Here is a 19,221-nt window from a genome sequence, read left to right as displayed (position 1 = left end):
TTACCAACGATAATGAGCAAATGCTTTATTAGCTTCTGCCATTTTATAAGTATCTTCTTTCTTCTTAAATGAAGCACCTTTGCTATTAGCTGCATCTAATAATTCTGCTGCTAATTTTTCTATCATAGTTCTTTCACTTCTTTTTCTCGCAAAAGAAATAATCCATCTTATAGCTAAAGCTTGCTGTCTAGCTGGGCGAACTTCTACTGGAACTTGGTAAGTAGCCCCACCTACACGGCGAGATTTAACTTCTAATAAAGGTTTGATATTTTCAATAGCATCATTAAAAATTTCTATGCCTTTTTTTTCTCCACCTTTTTTATCGATAGCTTCTAAAGCACCATACATTATAGTAGTAGCTGTGCTTTTTTTACCATCATACATTAAAGAGTTAATGAATTTTGTAATTACTTTGTTTCCATAAATCGGATCAGGCAAGACTTCTCTTACCGGAGCTTTTCTTCTTCTCATAATTTTCCTTCAAATTTATAATTTTACTCAAACAAAATCAAATCTAACGGATTTGTCTGCGATTTTATTACTTAGCTGCTACTTTAGGGCGTTTTGCACCATATTTAGAACGAGAAACAGTTCTTTTTGCAACACCTGCGGTATCTAAAGCACCACGAACAATGTGATATTTAACACCTGGTAAGTCTTTTACCCTACCACCACGCACTAAAACAATGCTGTGCTCTTGTAGGTTGTGACCTTCACCACCAATATAACTAATAACTTCAAAGCCACTTGTAAGTCTTACTTTGGCAACTTTTCTTAACGCTGAGTTTGGTTTTTTAGGAGTTGTTGTATAAACCCTAGTGCAAACTCCCCTTCTTTGTGGGCAATTTTTAAGCGCTGGAGATTTAGATTTTTCTAAAACTTTTTTGCGCTCTTTTCTAACCAATTGATTTATGGTTGGCACAGTAATTCCTTTCATTAAATAAAATAATAAACTAATATTATAACTAAAATATACTTATAAATTTATAAACTAAATATTTAAGGAGAAAAAAGAAGAAAAACCTTGTAAATTTTACAAGGTTTAAATTTAATTTTGTTGTTTAAGTTTTATGTTTTGCTCGCTATAAAGCCCTGTTCCAACAGGTATCATACGGCCTAGTATTACATTTTCTTTAAGATCTTCTAAATAATCAAATTTACCTGCAATACTTGCTTCTGTTAAAACTTTAGTAGTTTCTTGGAATGAAGCAGCTGAAATAACACTATCGCTTCCAATAGCCGCTCTTGTAACCCCAAGCAATACAGGTTCAGCTACAGCTGGTTCACCACCATATTTTAAAATTCTCTCATTTTCTTCTCTGAATTTTCTTCTTGAAACTAAATCACCAACTATAAAATTTGTATGACCACTATCAACAATTTTTACTTGTCTTAGCATTTGCGATACAATAATTTCAATATGCTTATCAGAAATTACAACACCTTGACCGCGATAAACTTGTTGAATTTCAGAAATTAGATAATAATGTAATGCTTTTTCACCTAAAATTCTAAGCACATCATGACTTGAAATAACTCCATCAGTTAATTTCTCGCCAGCATGGATAAACTCACCATCTCTTACTTGAATGCGTTTTGATTTATCGATTAAATATTCAGCACTACTACCATCTTCAGCTTGAATAATAATTCTTTCTTTCGATCTTAAAGGCTTATCAAATCTTACTACACCATCAATCTCAGCAATTACGGCAGTATTTTTTGGTTTTCTTGCTTCAAATAATTCTGAAACTCTTGGAAGACCACCCGTAATATCTTTTGATTTTGTTGCTGCTTTTGGAGTTTTAGCTAAAATATCTGCTTGTTTAACTTTATCTCCATCATTTACATAAATAACGGTTTTTGGTTCTAATTGATAACGAACCATTTTACCTTTTTCTCCAAGAATTAAAATAGCTGGACGCACACCACTTGGTAAATACTCATTAATTACTAAAGATCTTTTACCTGTTGCTTCATCAATTTGTTCATCGGCACTATAGCCTGATTCAATATCTTCAAAATTTATAGTACCTGCAACCTCTGCAATTACGGTGTTATTATATGCATCCCATTCAGCAATGATAGTTTTATCTTCTTTGCTTGATTTTGCTATGATAGCTTTAGGATTATCCACAAAAGCACTATCATCAAATTCAATTACGGATTCTCTTGGTATATAATGTCTTTTTGCTTCTCTATCATTTTCATCAGCAATAACAACAAAAACACCTTTTTCTTTAACTACATCACCTTTTTTAAGATTTTTAATCCTATCTAAACCATCGCCTTTGAGCATGTAAAATTTTAATGTGCCTTTTGCACCTGCTATAATATCTTGAGTGATAGGATCACCATCTTTTACTAGCAATTCACTTGCATAAGGAATACGATTTGGTATATTCCAACCTTCTTTGATTACTTCAACAATACTTTCATTTTCAGCTACTTCAACACCATCGCTATATGGAATATATAACTTACCTTCGATATTACCACTTACACCGGCAAGCTCATTAGCTTTTGCTAAGTCATATTTTCTTAATATAAATTTAGCTTCATTGTTTTTTGCTTTAACGCTAACCACTACATCTTCATATGCATGTTCAATATGGATAGTTCCTTTAAATGGAGCTTTGATTTTTGGTTCAACAAGTAAAATAGCAGCGTTGCGGTGATTGGCAACGATAGTTTTACCTTGTCTATCTTCATAAGTGTTAAGATTATAAAATCTCACAAAACCTTCTTTGTGTGCTACTACTTGACGATCTTGCAAATCTGTACTAGCAGTACCGCCACTATGGAAAGTTCTTAGTGTAAGCTGAGTTCCTGGCTCACCGATTGATTGAGCAGATATAATACCTACAGCTTCACCTGGCTTAACTAATTTGCCCTCACCTAGGTTAATACCATAGCATTTAGAACAAACTCCTTTTTTAGCTTTGCAAGTAATAGGAGTTCTAATACTTACACTTTTTACACCACTTTCAACAATTACTCTAGCTTTTTCTTCATCTATCAAAGTACCTTCTGAAAATAAAATTTCATTAGTAATAGAATCAATAATATTTTCAGCTAAGACTCTTCCTAAAATTCTTTCCTCTAAGGTTTCAATTACGACACCATCTGCTGTGATTTCATTAATTTCAACACCCTCATGCGCACCACAATCATCCACTGTAACTTTTACATTTTGTGCCACATCGATAAGTTTTCTTGTTAAATAACCTGCATTTGCCGTTTTTAACGCTGTATCTGCAAGACCTTTTCTAGCACCATGAGTTGATATGAAATACTCAAGCACATTAAGCCCTTCACGGAAATTTGAAATAATAGGCGTTTCAATAATTGAGCCATCAGGCTTAGCCATAAGACCCCTCATCGCAGCAAGCTGTGAAATTTGGGCTGCTGAACCTCTAGCACCAGAATCTGCCATCATATAAATAGAGTTAAATCCTTCTTTATCTTTTTTAATCAACTCCATCATATCTTTTGACAAGATATTATTAGTGCTTTTCCAAATATCAATAATCTTATTATATCTTTCGCCTGAAGTGATTAAACCTAGATTATATGAATTTTGAATTTCTCTTACTTGTTTTTTAGCTTCATCAATATTTTTTTGCTTTTGATCAGGCACAATAATATCAGCAATTGAAATAGAAATACCTGCTTTTGTTGCATATTCAAAACCAAGATCTTTTAGTTTATCTAAAAAGCTAGCACTTACTTCAAGGCCACCCTCTTTATAAACATAATCAACCAAAGCTGCGATATCTTTTTTCTTCATGACTTTATTCCACATATTTTCAGGAACAAAATCAGGTAAGATAGACTTAATAATCAATCTACCCGCGGTTGTTGTGATTTTTCTTCCATCAACTACACTTCTAATGCTTGCATGAATATCTAAAGATTTTGCTTCTAGAGCAATCATAACCTCTTCAATACCTGTGCAAATTTTATGCTCACCTTTAGCACCATCTTTTTCTAAAGATAGATAATAAATCCCCAAAACCATATCTTGAGAAGGTACAGTTACAGAACGACCACTTGCTGGAAGCAAGATATTCATAGATGAGAGCATTAATACTTTACACTCAGCTATCGCTTCTTGAGATAAAGGCACATGCACAGCCATTTGATCCCCATCAAAGTCAGCATTAAATGCCGCACACACTAATGGATGAAGTTGAATCGCTTTACCCTCTACAAGCACAGGATGAAAAGCTTGGATGGAAAGTTTATGCAAGGTTGGAGCACGGTTAAGCATTACAGGATGACCTTTAACAACCTCTTCTAAGCACTCCCAAACCTCATTAGTTTTATTTTCTATCATTTTTTTAGCTTGCTTAACAGTTGTTGCATAACCTTTTTCTTCAAGCTTAGCTAACAAATGTGGCTTAAATAATTCTAAAGCCATTTTTTTAGGTAAACCACATTGATCCATTCTAAGTTTTGGTCCAACAACAATAACACTACGACCTGAAAAATCCACCCTCTTACCAAGTAGATTTTGTCTGAAACGACCTTGTTTTCCTTTGATGATTTCACTTAAAGATTTTAATGGACGCTTATTAGCACCTTTAACTGCATTTGCTCTTCTACCATTATCAAATAAAGCATCAACTGCTTCTTGAAGCATTCTTTTTTCATTTCTAATGATAATTTCAGGTGCATCAAGCTCCATCAATCTTTTTAAGCGAGTATTTCTATTAATAACTCTTCTATATAAATCATTCACATCAGAAACAGCAAATTTTCCACCATCTAAAGCAACCAAAGGTCTTAAATCAGGTGGCAACACAGGAAGATTTGTGATCATCATCCATTCAGGTCTATTTGGCACAACTTCATCAATGTTTGTATTGCTATTTAAATTACTATTTAAGAAATTTTCTACAACTTTTAAGCGCTTGATAATAGTTTTTTTCTTGGCTTCAGAATTTGTTGAAGCAATATCTTCTTTTAATTGATTTAACAATGCAACAAGATCTAAATTTGCTAGCAAATCTCTAACAACTTCTCCACCCATTCTAGCTTTAAATCCACTGCTTTCATAGCGTTGCATTAAATTTAAATATTGCTCTTCATTTAAAACATCGCAAAATTCAACTTTTTTTGAATTTTCATTATCATAATATGCATCACCTGGATTTTCTACTATGTATGCTTCATAATACAATACACGCTCTAAATCTTTCATTTTAACACCAAGCAATGTTCCTATACGACTTGGTAAAGAATTTACATACCAAATGTGAGCAACAGGAGTTACAAGCTCTATATGCCCCATTCTTGAGCGACGAACTTTTGAAGTAGTAACTTCAACCCCACACTTTTCACATTTAATGCCTTTAAAACGCATTTTTTTGTATTTGCCACAAAGACACTCATAATCTCTCACTGGGCCAAAAATTTTAGCACAAAATAATCCATCTCTTTCTGGCTTTAAGGTTCTATAGTTAATAGTTTCTGGTTTTTTTACTTCACCATATGACCAAGATTTTATTTTTTCTGGACTTGCAAGTCTTAGCTGGAAAGCTTCAAAGTCTCTTGGTCTACCATCTTCTTTTATTTCGATAGGTTTAAATTTACTCATTATTTTCATCCTTATCAAAAATCTCAACATCTAAAGCAAGAGATTTTAATTCGTTTGTAAGTACAAAGAATGTTTCTGGAATACCAGTAGCTGGAACATTCTCACCTTTTGTTAAAGCTTTATAAGCACTAAATCTTCCCTCAACATCATCAGATTTTATAGTAAGCATCTCTCTTAAAGTATGCGCTGCACCATAAGCTTCTAAAGCCCAAACTTCCATCTCACCAAATCTTTGACCACCAAATAATGCTTTACCACCAACTGGTTGTTGTGTTACTAAGCTATAAGGTCCTGTGCTTCTTGCATGCACTTTTTCATCAACTAAGTGATGCAGTTTTAGCATATACATACATCCAACATGTACGCGTTCTGCCATTTTCTCACCGGTTCTTCCATCATAAAGCTCACTTTTTCCATCCATAGCTATTTTTGCCATCTCAAAAAGCTTGCTAAATTCTTCTACAGTTACACCTTCAAATACAGGAGTTGCAAATTTAACGCCTCTAGCCCAATCTCTTGCATAAGAAATAAGCTGCTCATCGTTTAAACTTTCAACAAATTTCTTTTCTAAAGTTAGTCTTGATACACTACAAATTTCAAGAATTTTTGTTCGCAATTGCTTAATAAAATCTTTTTGTTTTTTATCGAAAATTTCTTGAATTTGATCACCAAGTCTCATACCAACTATACCCAAGTGACTTTCAAGAATTTGGCCTATATTCATACGACTTGGAACACCTAAAGGGTTTAAAGCTATATCAATAGGTCTTCCATCAGGTAAATATGGCATATCAACTTCAGGAACGATATTTGAAACTATACCTTTGTTTCCATGGCGTCCAGCCATTTTATCACCAACTTTGAGTTTTCTTTTGGTTGCTATATAAACTTTTACAAGTTTAACTACTCCACTTGGTAAAATATCATCTTTTTCTAAAATTTCAAGTTTTTCATCATGCTCACTTTTGAGCTTTTTCTTCTCATTTTGGAAATGATTTTTTAAATCTTCATATTCTTTTTGAACATCTTTAGAATACGCTTTAACTAAAGAATTTAACGCAAAACGATTAATTTTTTCAAGTTCTTTGATATCAACTTTTGCGCCTTTTTTATATTTTTGACCATTTATTTCCTCATCTGAATTTAAAGCAGTTTTAGAAAGCAATGAACAAACTCTTAAAGTTTCTTCTCTATCCATCATTAAAAGTCTATCGTGATGTTCTTTTTCTAAATTTAATTTTTCCTCATCATAAGCTTTAATAGCTCTAGCATCTTTTTCATAGCCTTTTTTAGTAAAGATTTTTACATCAACAACAACACCTTCCATAGAAGCAGTTGCATATAAAGATTTATTTACAACATGTCCTGCTTTTTCACCAAAAATAGCTCTTAATAATCTTTCTTCAGGGGTTGGTTTTACTTCACCTTTTGGAGAAACTTTACCAACTAAAATCATACCAGGTTTAATATGAGTACCAATTTTTGCAATACCACTTTCATCAAGATGTGCTAAGTCATCTTCTTTAACATTTGGTATATCTTTAGTAATTTCTTCTACACCATCTTTTAATTCTCTAGCTTCAACTTCTTTTTCATAGATATGTACACTAGTAAAGGTATCTTCGCGCAATATTTTTTCACTAATAACAATCGCATCCTCATAGTTATACCCATGCCATGGCATAAATGCAATTAAGGCATTCTTGCCAATAGCAAGTTCACCTTGATCCATACTTGGACCATCAGCAATGATTTGACCTACTTGAACAAATTCTCCTTTTTTAACAATTGGATGCTGCGTAAAAGTTGTATTTTGATTTGTTCTTAGATTTTTTTCCATTTTATAATGATCTATAAATGGTCCGTTTTCATCTTCACCCAAAATAAAAATATTTTTATTATCAACTTTTTCTACAATCCCTGCCCTTTTAGCTTTAATAGCTTCCCAAGCATCACGAGCGATAATTTTTTCCATACCAGTACCCACTATAGGAGCCTGTGCGGTTAGTAAAGGCACTGCTTGACGCTGCATGTTTGAACCCATTAAAGCCCTATTTGCATCATCATGTTCTAAAAATGGGATTAACGACGCTGCAACCCCTACAATCATACCCGAACAAAGGTCAATCAAATGCACTTCTTCTCTTCTTGCTAGTATAGTCTCACCATCCTGTCTTGCTTCAACAAATTCCTCAACAATACTACCTTTTTCATCGATTTTAGTTGAAGCTGCAGCAATCACCAGACCCTCTTCTTGAGTAGCAGTCAAGTAAACAATTTCGTTACTTACTTTTCCATTTTCTACTTTCTTATAAGGTGCTTCAACAAAACCCAGATCATTTACTTTAGCATAAGTTGAAAGCGTATTAATTAACCCGATGTTTTGACCTTCTGGAGTTTCAACAGGACAAATTCTTCCATAATGAGTTGCATGAACATCACGCACTTCAAACCCAGCTCTTTCCTTAACCAAACCACCTTCACCAAGTGCTGATAAACGACGCTTATGAGTCACTTCACTTAATGGGTTTGTTTGGTCCATAAATTGAGATAATTGCCCGCCGGTAAAAAATTCCATAATTGTTACAGTAATTGTCTTAGGATTAATCAAATCATAAGGCATTACTTTATCAATATCTGTATTTAAAGCCGTAAATTTATCTCTAATAGCCTTTTGCATTTTTGCTAAGCCAACATGCAATTCATTAGCTAAAAGCTCTCCGATTGATCTAATACGACGATTACCCAAATGGTCTCTATCATCAATATGACCTCTACCATTTTTTACCTTAATTAAATATTTTGCAGTTTTTACTATATCTTCATTGGTTAAAACCGTAACATATTCAGGTGTATCTAAGCCTAATTTATGATTCATTTTCATGCGGCCAACTTTTGTTAAATCATATCTTTCAGGATTAAAAAATAAATCATTTACAAAAGCCTTAGCCGCATCTTTCACTACAGGTTCCCCTGGTCTCATTACTTTATAAATTCTAATAGCTGCTAAATCATTCTCATCATCTATATTCTCAGTTTGTTTTAATAATTTTAAAGTTTCATTATCTTGAATGAATGAATTTATAATTGCAGCATCTACTCCATTAGCCAAATCATTTGCTATATCAAATGTTTTTTGTTCTTTAATTTTAGCTAGTTTGCTTTCATCTAATAGCGTTAAAGAATCAAATAAAACCTCACCAGTTTCTTTATTAATAATAGGATTAGCTAAATATCTGTTTGTTAAAATTTCAACTGGATATTCAACCCATTTAATCCCATCTTTTACAAGCTGTTCAGCCTTTTTCTTTGTCATTCTTTTACCAGCTTGATGAATTATATTACCTTTTTCATCTTTTAAGTCATACTCGACTCTATCTAAAAAGTCATTTGGATTAAACTCTGTTAAAAATTTATCTTTTTTAACATGAATAGTTTGTATAGGGTAAAATAATTTTATAATGTCTTGTTTTTTATAACCGAGTGCTCTAAATAAAATTGTAATAGGCACTTTTCTTCTTTTATTAATACGCACATAAAGCACATCTTTAGCATCATATTCAAAATAAAGCCAAGAACCACGATCTGGTATAATTTGAGCTGTATATACTAATTTATTTGCAACAGTTGAACTTTCTTCTTCTTTAAAAATAACGCCTGGGCTTCTGTGAAGTTGATTAACAACCACTCTTTCAACGCCGTTTATTATAAAAGAAATTCTATCTGTCATTAATGGAATTTCTCTAATATAAATTTCTTGTTCTTTAATATCTTTTATACCAATTTTTTCACCCGTTTTTTCATCTTTTTCATGTAAAGTAAGGCGAATTTTCATTTTTAAATTTACAGAATAAGTCAAACCTCTTTCCATACACTCTCTAATAGTGTACTTAGGTTTGCCCACTTCACTACTTACATATTCTAAACTTAATCTATTTTGCGGATCATGAATTGGAAAAATAGATTTAAATACTTTTTCAATTCCACTTTCTGAATTTTTCGCATCTATGTTTAAAAAATAATCAAAACTTTTCTTTTGTAATTGTAATAAATTTGGAATGTCTATTTGTTGTGGAACATTCGAGAAGTCTATTCTTAAACGATTTCCTGATTGTGAATTTAACATATTATTATACCCCATGGTAAAAGTATTGAAAGAAAGAATCCTAATTAAAGGAAAACAAGAAAGGATATAAAATCCTTTCTTTTAAAACAAAAAAAATTATTTAAGCTCAACCTTAGCGCCAGCTTCTTCAAGTTGTTTTTTAGCTTCTTCAGCTTCAGCTTTACTAACACCTTCTTTGAGAACTGATGGAGTTTGCTCAACTGCGTCTTTTGCTTCTTTTAAACCAAGACCAGTTAAAGCACGAACAACTTTAATTACATTGATTTTCTTATCACCACCATCTTGTAATACGATGTCAAATTCAGTTTTTTCTTCAGCAGCACCACCAGCAGCACCTGCAACAGCAGCACCTGCAACCATAACTGGAGCAGCAGAAACACCAAATTTTTCTTCAAATTCTTTTACTAATTCTGAAAGTTCAAGAACACTTAGGTTAGAAATAAATTCTAATACATCTTCTTTAGTAATTGCCATTTTTTATCCTTTTTAATTTTATTCAGCTTCTTTTTTTTCTTTTAATGCATTCAATCCAATTGTAAAATTGGTAATTGGTGCATTCCAAACTTGCAAAAGCATAGCAAGCAACTCATTGCGAGAAGGCATTTTAGCTAAAGCTTTAACTTTATCTACTGAAGCAACTTCACCATCAATAAATGCGGTTTTGATTTCAAATGTTTGATTAGCTTCGCTAAATTTATCAGCAACTTTTGAAACATTTAATTGGTCTTCACCCCAAAGATAAATATTTGTATCTTTAAGTTCCATTCCATCTTTGCCGGCATTTTTAAGAGCAATACTTGCTAAAGTATTTTTAATAATTTGAACTTTAACATCCATTTCTCTCGCATTATTTCTCAGCTCTTCAAGTTTTTTAGTATTTAGACCTTTGTAGTTACAAACTACAACAGCTTCACTAGCCTTAAAACCATCTTCAAGCTTAGAAACAAGTTCAATTTTTTGGCTTTTAGTCATCTTTACTCCTTTCCGACCGGTGATTTCAAGCAGAGCAGAAAATCTAATTAAGTCCTAAGACCTCGGCTATCTCCAATCTAAGATAAAAATTAGATAAAATAAAAGATATTATCTTATCTAATTTTTATTAATGAGAGAAAAACTCTCATTAATTTTATTTTGTATCAAGTAATTCTTGAGTATCAAGAGAAAGAGAAGGACTCATAGTCAAAGAAAGACTAGCATTTTTAATATATCTTCCTTTTGCAGCAGCTGGTTTATGTTTATTAATGGCTTTTACAAATGCACTCATATTTTCTTTTAATTGTTCTTGAGTAAAACTAACTTTACCTAAACCTGCATGGATATTTCCTTGTTTATCAACACGGAAATTAACTTGTCCATTTTTAGCATTATTAACAGCTTGAGCAACATCCATTGTTACTGTACCTGTTTTAGGATTTGGCATCAAACCTTTAGGTCCTAATATACGACCTACTTTACCTACTAGGCCCATTAAATTTGGTGTAGCAATCAAAACATCAAAATTCATATTACCTTTTTGAATTTCTTCTACTAAATCATCACTACCAACTATATCAGCACCTGCATTTTTCGCTTCATCAGCTTTTGCATCTTTTGCAATAACAGCAACACGAACTTTTTTACCTGTACCGCAAGGTAAAACAACACTACCTCTTACCATTTGATCTGCATGTCTTGGATCAACATTTAGTTTTAAAGCAATTTCAACTGTTTCATCAAATTTAGCAGAAGCAAGAGTTTTTACTGTGCTTATTGCCTCATCCATTAAATAGTTTTTATTTGAATCTATTTTTTTTAATAATTCTGTAAATCTTTTAGTATTTTTAGACATCAATTTTCTCCGCATTTTATATAAAGTGCTACCGCCTTTTTAAACTCTTGGCGGTAAAGAGTATTAATCTACGATTTCAACACCCATAGAACGAGCAGAACCCATGATAATTTTAGCAGCCTGCTCTCTATCTTTTGTATTCATATCAGCGATTTTTTTATCAACAATTTCTAAAACTTGTGCTTTAGTTAGTTTGCCCACTTTGTTTTTTAAAGGGTTATCTGCACCTTTAGAAATTCCTGCAGCTTTTTTAATTAAATCTGTAGCTGGTGGTTGTTTTGTTATGAATGTAAAGCTTTTATCAGCATACACAGTGATAACAACTGGGATATTGAAACCAGCCATATCTTTTGTTCTCTCATTAAATGCTTTACAAAATTCCATAATATTAACACCTTGTTGACCCAAAGCAGGACCAACTGGTGGTGATGGGTTAGCCTTAGTAGCAGCTATTTGTAATTTTATTTCTCCTACGACTTTTTTAGCCATAACCTTTCTCCTTTACTTAATTATCAAACTATTTTTTCAACTTGAGAGTATAAGATTTCTACTGGAGTTGATCTACCAAATATAGAAACATTTAGCTTTAAAACTCCTCTAACCATATCATATTCTTCTACAATACCAACAAAGTTTGCAAAAGGACCTTCAGTTATTCTTACACTTTCTTCTTTATCAAATGAAATTTTAGGCTTAGGTGCTGCTTTGTTTTTCACCTTTTCTAAAATAAGATTGATATCTTTTTCACTTAATGGGGTTGGCTTTTTACTTTCACCTATAAAACGACCAACCTTTGGTAAAGACTGAATTTTATGCCAAAGTTCTGTTGATAAGTCTATATTAGCAAATACATAGCCTGAATACAAACTTCTTTCACTTATTTTTTCTTTACCATTTTTAAATTCAATCACATCTTCAGTTGGAACAATTACTTCTAATAATTGCTCTTGAATTCCATGATCTCTAACTAAATTTTCTATGGCTCTTTTTACAGCCATCTCACTACCTGCATAAGTTTGAATTGCATACCATTTATGATTCATTTTTCTATCCTATAATCTTAGACAATGAAAATGACATAATCAAATCAACTAATGCTAAAAATAATGAAACAACAGTAACAACTACAAAAACTGTAATATAAGCATTTCTAACTTGCTCTTTCAAAGGCCAAATTACTTTTCCTAATTCAGCTTTTGACAATTTAAAATAAGTTATTAGTTTTTCCATATTTTACCTTATTTTGTGGCAGGGCAAGAGGGATTCGAACCCCCAACCATCGGATTTGGAATCCGGCGCTCTACCGTTGGAGCTATTGCCCTAAGGGCTTTTTTATAAAAGCCTTAACTTTTTAATTTAACTTCTTTATGAATTGTATGCTTTTTTAATCTTGGGCAATATTTTTTTAATTCTAACTTTTCAGTTGTATTTTTACTATTTTTAAAAGTACTGTAATTAATATCACCGCACTCTTCACATTTTAAACCAACTTTAATTCTCATTTTTATTCCTTAAAAAGCGAGATCAAATCTCGCTTATAATTATTTAATAATTTTAGAAACAACACCTGATCCAACAGTACGGCCACCTTCACGGATAGCAAAACGAGTACCTTCCTCAAGTGCAACTGGAGCAATAAGACTTACAGTAATTCTAACATTATCGCCTGGCATAACCATCTCAACGCCTTCTGCAAGTTTAATAGCACCTGTAACATCAGTTGTTCTTACATAAAATTGCGGTCTATAATTATTAAAGAATGGAGTATGACGACCACCTTCATCTTTATTTAAGATATAAACTTCTGCTTCAAAATCAGTATGTGGAGTGATTGATTTTGGTTTAGCAAGAACCATACCACGTTCAACATCTTCTTTTTTAGTTCCACGAAGTAATACACCAACATTATCACCAGCTTCACCTTGATCCATTTCTTTTCTAAACATTTCAACACCAGTAACTGTGGTTGTTTGAGTGTCTCTAATACCAACGATTTCTATAGTATCACCAACTTTTACAACACCTTTTTCAATTCTACCGGTAACAACAGTTCCACGACCTGAGATTGAGAAAACATCTTCGATTGGCATCAAGAAATCTTTATCTGTATCACGAGCCGGAGTTGGAATATAATCATCAACTGCAGCCATAAGATCTAAGATTTTTTTAGACCATTCACCATCTTGACCAGCTTTTGCTTCTTCAAGAGCTTGTAATGCTGAACCTGAAATAATTGGAGTATCATCTCCTGGGAAATCATAAGAGCTTAGTAATTCTCTAATTTCCATTTCAACTAATTCTAATAATTCTGCATCATCAACCATATCAGCTTTGTTCATGAAAACAACAATATATGGTACACCTACTTGACGAGAAAGTAAGATATGCTCTCTAGTTTGTGGCATAGGGCCGTCTGCTGCAGAAACAACAAGAATAGCACCGTCCATTTGAGCAGCACCAGTAATCATGTTTTTAACATAGTCAGCGTGACCTGGGCAGTCTACGTGAGCATAGTGACGATTTTCTGTTTCGTACTCAATGTGTGAAGTAGCGATAGTAATACCACGCTCTTTTTCTTCAGGAGCGTTATCGATATTATCATAATCTTTAAGCTCAGCCAAACCTCTTCTTGAAAGAACAGCAGAGATAGCAGCTGTTAAAGTAGTTTTACCATGATCAACGTGACCAATAGTACCAATATTTACGTGAGGCTTATTACGTGAAAATTTTTCTTTAGCCATCTTTTTCCTCCATATAAAATTTACAAACAAATACTAATTTATGTTTTATAATCTTTTGAAATCAATGGAGCTCATAGCGGGACTTGAACCCGCGACCTCTCCCTTACCAAGGGAGTGCTCTACCTCTGAGCCATACGAGCGCTCAGAAAAATTAAAAACATAAACTATAAAAATTTTGGAAATTTGAAACTGCTAGAAATTCTGAATTTAAAAACAGCTCCCAGTTTCACTCTACCAAAATCAGGTTGGAGCGGGAAACGGGACTCGAACCCGCGACCCTCAGCTTGGAAGGCTGATGCTCTAGCCAACTGAGCTACTCCCGCAAAGCAATGGTGGTGAGTCGTGGATTCGAACCACGGAAGGCGAAAGCCAGCAGATTTACAGTCTGCCCTCGTTGGCCACTTGAGTAACTCACCATGAATAAAAATGCTTTTTATTTCTGGTCAAACACTGCTATTAACAATGGAGCTGGTTAAGGGACTTGAACCCCCGACCTGCTGCTTACAAGGCAGCTGCTCTACCAACTGAGCTAAACCAGCAAAAAATAAAGTTGAATTATAATGTAATTTTGAATTAATGTCAAGTGTTTTAAATAATTTTGTATAATTTTTAAAAAATAAAGGATTTATTATGAAAATTTTATTTTCACCTAGCGAGGGTAAGGGTAAAATAAATACACATACTTGTTTAAACGAAAAATCATTCATATTTAGCAAATTATACGATAAAAGACTTGAAGTAATTGCCAAATATAATAATTTTATAAAAGAATGCGATGAAAATGTTCTTGAAAAATTTTTTGGTATCAAAGACAAAGATGAATTATATGATCTTAGCCAAGATATATTAAAAAAAGATACGACTAAAGCGATTCAAAGATACAATGGTGTTGCTTTTAAATATTTAGATTATGAAAGTTTGGATGAAATTTCTAAAAAATATATAGATGAAAATGTATTGATATTTTCAAATCTTTTTGGTCCTATTTTAGCAAAAGATTTAATACCTTATTATAAATTAAAACAAGGTGAGAAAATCAAAAATTTTAATATAGAAAAATTTTATAAAGAAAATTTTTCCAGTGAGCTTGATAATTTTTTAGAAAATGAATTAATAATCGATCTTAGAGCTAAATTTTATGAAAAATTTTACACCATTAAACAACCCTTTGTTACCCTCACTTTTTTAAAAAATTCCAAAACCTTAAGTCACTTTGCAAAGGCTTATAGGGGTAAAATATTAAGAATACTAGCAAGTAAAAATATACATGACAAAGAAGCTTTATTAGAAAATCTACCTAATGATTTAAAAATAAAAGAAATTAAAATACAGGGATTAAAAGAAGAGATAATCTTAGATATAGTAAGCTAAGCCTTTTGGCTTAGCTTTTATAATTAGAATTTGTATAGAGCTTCAAGTCTGATGAATTGATCGTTAGCATTATCTTTACCAGCTGTGTTGAAATCTTCACTTAGGTAAGAATAGAATCCGCTAAATGTAAGTTTTGGGCTATAAGCATAAGATACGCTTCCAACCATTTCGTATTTGTCTATATCATGAGTAGCTTGTTTAGATTTACCACCGATATAGTCAAATCCTACTCTTAAAGTTTCAGCAAAAGTATAGCCTAAACCTGCAAAATAGAAGAAGTTTTCACCAGTACTACCTCTTAAATCACTGCCATCAGAATAGAAAATTTGTTGACCTGGAGCGATAACTCTACCTAAATCTTCCAATGTAGTAACTGTATATTTATTTTTATCACCATAACCAACTACACCAGCTTGTAAATCAAATGCAGAAATATCTGCTGAAACTTTACCTGCATAGAAATTACCATCATCTAAAGTACTTCCAGCTTTAGTATGTTCGCTGTCTAAGCTATTTCCTAAGTATTGAGCTTGGATTTTGAAGTTCATGTCGTTGAATGCAAATTTATAGCTAGCATCTACTGCATATAAGAATGCCCAGCTGTTAGCATAAGCTGCCCATACTTGGAATGCAAATGGATCAAAGTCACCTAATACAGCAGCACCGTATAAAGATGAATTTTTAATTCCTAAGCTAGTAAAATCACCATCATCTTCATCATTGAAGCTATCAAACCAATAACCAGCAAAAGTTAAGCCTTCGATAGAATTGTTAAGAACTTTAGCTCCTGTACCTACTGCATCATCAGTCCAAATAGAACCAACTTCCATTTTACCGAAGATTACATTTGTAGCATAAGCTTCGTTAGTGTATTCTAAGTAAGCTTGTTGAACAGCAAAAGTTGAATGAGTATTTGTTCCAACTTTTTTAGTAATTTCATTTTTTTCATTTCTTGTATTGCCATAGCCTAATTCGCTAGTGCTATATTGGAATTGAACAAAAGCTTTGAAGTTATCATCTAAAGCTGCTTTGAAGTTTAATTGAGATTTAAACTTATGTGTGTTGTTGCTATTACCAGGATTGTTATAACCACCGATAGTTTGATTATTTCCAATATCTCTTCTATCAGATTCAAATCTGTATCTCATCATTCCTGATACATCAACATCTTTTATAGCTTCTTCAAGTGAAACAGCGTTAGCTGCTGAAAAAGCACCTGCAGCTAAAGCTGCTACTAAACTAAGTTTAACTAGTTTCATGAGAATTCTCCTTATTAAAATTAAAACTATGGCTTGTATTATACCATAGTTTTATATGAGAATTCTTAAAGTAAATAAAAATATATGTATTTATTGGGATATATTTGAAGTTATAGTATGTTGTTGTACTATAAATTATTAGTATATAATGATTATAGTTTAGATAATCAAACTATATTATATTAAATTTTTAAAATTATAATTTAATTTTATTCCTAATTTTATATTCTATAAATAATCTCATTCATATTTAAAACTAAATATCTTTAAAGATCTAGTAAAAACTAGATCTTTAAAAACTAAGGAGTTATCTATGAATGTTTGCTTTTACAGATGTAATTATGCTCTTTGATAGTTAATGTTTGGAAACTGGGCAGGGTGATATATTATCAATACATCTTATAAAGTATGGCAATAGGTATTTTTATTATTAAGTATAATATTTTGTGATTTATTTGAAGAAAATTTAGGGATGTAAGCATAGCCACTAATGGGACTTATAACAATGCAAATATGCTCATTTTGGTCATTAGATAATCTTATAATACAATCATTATTAAAAGAAGTAAGTTTATCATAAACGCGTGTAGCATTTTTTAAAGGTGTATATAAACGACCATAATCATCAAAAACTAAACGCGTACTTCCTTTACAAGCACCTTCAAATAGAACCTTAGATATACCATAGGTTTTTTCTATATTGTATTTTAAATTTGCTTTGAAATCATTTTGATTTATTACTCCACTTTGACCTGAGTTCATTAATATATCTGGATTGATAAGATCAACAGCTATTTCTCTGTCTTTATTAATCATATTTTTACCTATATTTGCATTTCCATCACCATTTTTATCTAAAAAAATGGTATAGGTTTGTTCATTATTGGTAGCGGATTTTGAGCGTATAAAATACAGTTGCCATTTAGCCTTAAACCACTCTCGTTTAGCAATGTTAAATTCTTTAACTCTAAAATCATTTTGCATTAAAGCCAAATGTCTTGTGTATTTAATATCATTTAAAACTTGCTCAGCTCCCAAACGCAAATAATCAGGTTTATAATAAATATAAGCCATAGAAAATAATAAGGATAATATAATACAAACAAAAACTAGTTCTATTAAAGTAAATGCCTGTTTCATTTTATAGAATAATAAATTTTATGTTTACCTAAATTAATGAAAATCTTACTAGCTTTTTTACTAGAATGAAGCTCTAGTTTGCCCTTAGAAATACCATAAAATTTAAGTCTTAATGCTAGTTCTTTATCTTGTGTAGCAATATGCGTGAGATTGTGTTGTTTTAAATTTAGAGCTAATTCTTTAGCTATATGATAATCATATGCAAAATGTTTTTTTGGATCTTTTAATAAATAATAAAAACTTTGATTAAAAATAATACCAAGATAAAAAAATAATAAAAACACCAAAGAACATTCTATAAAAATTTTATGTTTTAGACGCAATTGTGGTATTCTTGAGCGATAAGAAGACATTAAATAACGAATCAACAAAGGCGTACAAACCACACAAAAAGGTAAAAAATCTTCTAAAAAAAGCCTTTGTCTTATAGAAAAAATCAAACAAAAAACAAAAGTAGTCGCACTAATAAACCATAAAAGCGGTTTATCATCTTGCAAAAGAATTCTATAAACAACATAAAAAAAATAAAGAAAAATCAAAGGTGAAAAACAAGCTGCAAAAATACCCAAAGTATCCAAAAAATACCCCTTAGGCTTTCCACTTGCATCAAATCCATAAACACTCATTGCAATAGCAAATAAAATCAAAGAACATATAATAAGTAATTTATCTTTTTTATAAATAGCATAAAAGAAAAAAGATAAGTACAAAATTGCAAAATTTCCATCTATAAAAAGAACTAAAACCAATAAAATATAAAATAAAAATATTTTCTTATGTTCAAATAATACTAAAATTAAAAGTGTAAAAAATATTACAATAGATGATTCATTAAGCAATAAAGCGCTAGCTACACTACCAGGAAGCAATATAAAAAGCACAACAGAAATAAAGGCATCAAAAGAAGTTTTGGTGTATTTTAAAGCTAAAATGTATAATAAAATACAGCTTAAAGAATGTAATAAAACAAAAGGAAATCTTAACCCAAAATCATTTTGACCAAAAAGAGTAGTGCCAAATCTAGCGATCATAGCAATTAAGCTATGATCATAAAAATAAATTTGCGCTTCATTGTAGCTTATAGATAAAGTGCTTATGCCATACAATAAAGCACAAAAATCAAAAAATAAAACGGCTAGTAAATACCTTTTCAT

Annotated in this window: 16 protein-coding genes and 5 tRNA genes; 1 reads left to right on the top strand and 20 read right to left on the bottom strand. The window is 31.7% G+C overall.

What is annotated here, in order from left to right:
- The 17 genes from rpsG to CLLT_RS02205 form a co-directional block, all read right to left on the bottom strand.
- Window positions 1-471: a 30S ribosomal protein S7 gene (rpsG, locus tag CLLT_RS02285; protein ID WP_012661188.1), complete on the bottom strand. Its 471-nt coding sequence runs from the start codon at window positions 469-471 to the stop codon at window positions 1-3.
- 67 nt (window positions 472-538) lie between these two features.
- Window positions 539-922, bottom strand: coding sequence for a 30S ribosomal protein S12 (gene rpsL / locus CLLT_RS02280; protein ID WP_070256357.1), 384 nt, complete (start codon window positions 920-922; stop codon window positions 539-541).
- A 126-nt stretch (window positions 923-1,048) separates the two neighbouring features.
- Window positions 1,049-5,602, bottom strand: coding sequence for a DNA-directed RNA polymerase subunit beta' (rpoC, locus tag CLLT_RS02275; RefSeq protein WP_012661186.1), 4,554 nt, complete (start codon window positions 5,600-5,602; stop codon window positions 1,049-1,051).
- Window positions 5,595-9,728 carry a DNA-directed RNA polymerase subunit beta gene (gene rpoB / locus CLLT_RS02270; protein ID WP_074692990.1) on the bottom strand — a complete coding sequence of 1,378 codons (4,134 nt, stop codon included), beginning with the start codon at window positions 9,726-9,728 and terminating at the stop codon, window positions 5,595-5,597. Before rpoB ends, rpoC begins: the two co-directional genes overlap by 8 nt.
- A gap of 96 nt (window positions 9,729-9,824) precedes the next feature.
- Window positions 9,825-10,202: a 50S ribosomal protein L7/L12 gene (gene rplL, locus CLLT_RS02265; protein ID WP_012661184.1), complete on the bottom strand. Its 378-nt coding sequence runs from the start codon at window positions 10,200-10,202 to the stop codon at window positions 9,825-9,827.
- Window positions 10,203-10,220: 18 nt separating this feature from the next.
- On the bottom strand, window positions 10,221-10,700 hold the full coding sequence (rplJ, locus tag CLLT_RS02260; protein ID WP_074692988.1) for a 50S ribosomal protein L10: 480 nt from the start codon (window positions 10,698-10,700) through the stop codon (window positions 10,221-10,223).
- A gap of 154 nt (window positions 10,701-10,854) precedes the next feature.
- Window positions 10,855-11,556 carry a 50S ribosomal protein L1 gene (gene rplA, locus CLLT_RS02255; protein ID WP_012661182.1) on the bottom strand — a complete coding sequence of 234 codons (702 nt, stop codon included), beginning with the start codon at window positions 11,554-11,556 and terminating at the stop codon, window positions 10,855-10,857.
- Window positions 11,557-11,619: 63 nt separating this feature from the next.
- Window positions 11,620-12,045: a 50S ribosomal protein L11 gene (gene rplK / locus CLLT_RS02250; protein ID WP_012661181.1), complete on the bottom strand. Its 426-nt coding sequence runs from the start codon at window positions 12,043-12,045 to the stop codon at window positions 11,620-11,622.
- A gap of 23 nt (window positions 12,046-12,068) precedes the next feature.
- Window positions 12,069-12,599: a transcription termination/antitermination protein NusG gene (nusG, locus tag CLLT_RS02245; protein ID WP_012661180.1), complete on the bottom strand. Its 531-nt coding sequence runs from the start codon at window positions 12,597-12,599 to the stop codon at window positions 12,069-12,071.
- A 4-nt stretch (window positions 12,600-12,603) separates the two neighbouring features.
- Window positions 12,604-12,786, bottom strand: a complete 183-nt coding sequence (secE, locus tag CLLT_RS02240; protein WP_012661179.1) for a preprotein translocase subunit SecE — start codon at window positions 12,784-12,786, stop codon at window positions 12,604-12,606.
- 16 nt (window positions 12,787-12,802) lie between these two features.
- Window positions 12,803-12,878, bottom strand: a tRNA-Trp gene (locus tag CLLT_RS02235).
- A 21-nt stretch (window positions 12,879-12,899) separates the two neighbouring features.
- Window positions 12,900-13,058: a 50S ribosomal protein L33 gene (gene rpmG, locus CLLT_RS02230; protein ID WP_012661178.1), complete on the bottom strand. Its 159-nt coding sequence runs from the start codon at window positions 13,056-13,058 to the stop codon at window positions 12,900-12,902.
- Window positions 13,059-13,097: 39 nt separating this feature from the next.
- A complete protein-coding gene (gene tuf, locus CLLT_RS02225) occupies window positions 13,098-14,297 on the bottom strand; it encodes an elongation factor Tu (RefSeq protein ID WP_012661177.1) in 1,200 nt (399 codons plus the stop codon).
- 65 nt (window positions 14,298-14,362) lie between these two features.
- A tRNA-Thr gene (locus CLLT_RS02220) sits at window positions 14,363-14,437 on the bottom strand.
- 106 nt (window positions 14,438-14,543) lie between these two features.
- Window positions 14,544-14,620 (bottom strand) — tRNA-Gly (locus tag CLLT_RS02215).
- Window positions 14,621-14,627: 7 nt separating this feature from the next.
- Window positions 14,628-14,713: transfer RNA gene (locus CLLT_RS02210), tRNA-Tyr, on the bottom strand.
- A 47-nt stretch (window positions 14,714-14,760) separates the two neighbouring features.
- Window positions 14,761-14,836: transfer RNA gene (locus tag CLLT_RS02205), tRNA-Thr, on the bottom strand.
- Window positions 14,837-14,927: 91 nt separating this feature from the next.
- Here CLLT_RS02205 and CLLT_RS02200 point away from each other — a divergent pair.
- Window positions 14,928-15,668: a YaaA family protein gene (locus CLLT_RS02200; protein ID WP_012661176.1), complete on the top strand. Its 741-nt coding sequence runs from the start codon at window positions 14,928-14,930 to the stop codon at window positions 15,666-15,668.
- Between the two features lie 23 nt (window positions 15,669-15,691).
- On the opposite strand, the gene CLLT_RS02195 is transcribed toward CLLT_RS02200, so the two are convergent.
- From CLLT_RS02195 to CLLT_RS02185, 3 genes are all read right to left on the bottom strand, one after another.
- The gene (locus CLLT_RS02195) at window positions 15,692-16,927 is read right to left on the bottom strand and encodes a major outer membrane protein (protein WP_074692569.1); all 1,236 of its coding nucleotides are present in this window, start codon (window positions 16,925-16,927) and stop codon (window positions 15,692-15,694) included.
- Between the two features lie 399 nt (window positions 16,928-17,326).
- On the bottom strand, window positions 17,327-18,067 hold the full coding sequence (locus tag CLLT_RS02190) for a pilus assembly FimT family protein (protein ID WP_074692573.1): 741 nt from the start codon (window positions 18,065-18,067) through the stop codon (window positions 17,327-17,329).
- Window positions 18,064-19,221, bottom strand: a complete 1,158-nt coding sequence (locus tag CLLT_RS02185; protein ID WP_012661173.1) for a glycosyltransferase family protein — start codon at window positions 19,219-19,221, stop codon at window positions 18,064-18,066. Before CLLT_RS02185 ends, CLLT_RS02190 begins: the two co-directional genes overlap by 4 nt.

This window comes from Campylobacter lari subsp. lari, from assembly GCF_013372185.1.
GTDB lineage: Bacteria > Campylobacterota > Campylobacteria > Campylobacterales > Campylobacteraceae > Campylobacter_D > Campylobacter_D lari.
The sequence above is the reverse complement of the archived record's forward strand: the minus strand, read 5'-3'. Positions and strand labels throughout refer to the sequence as shown.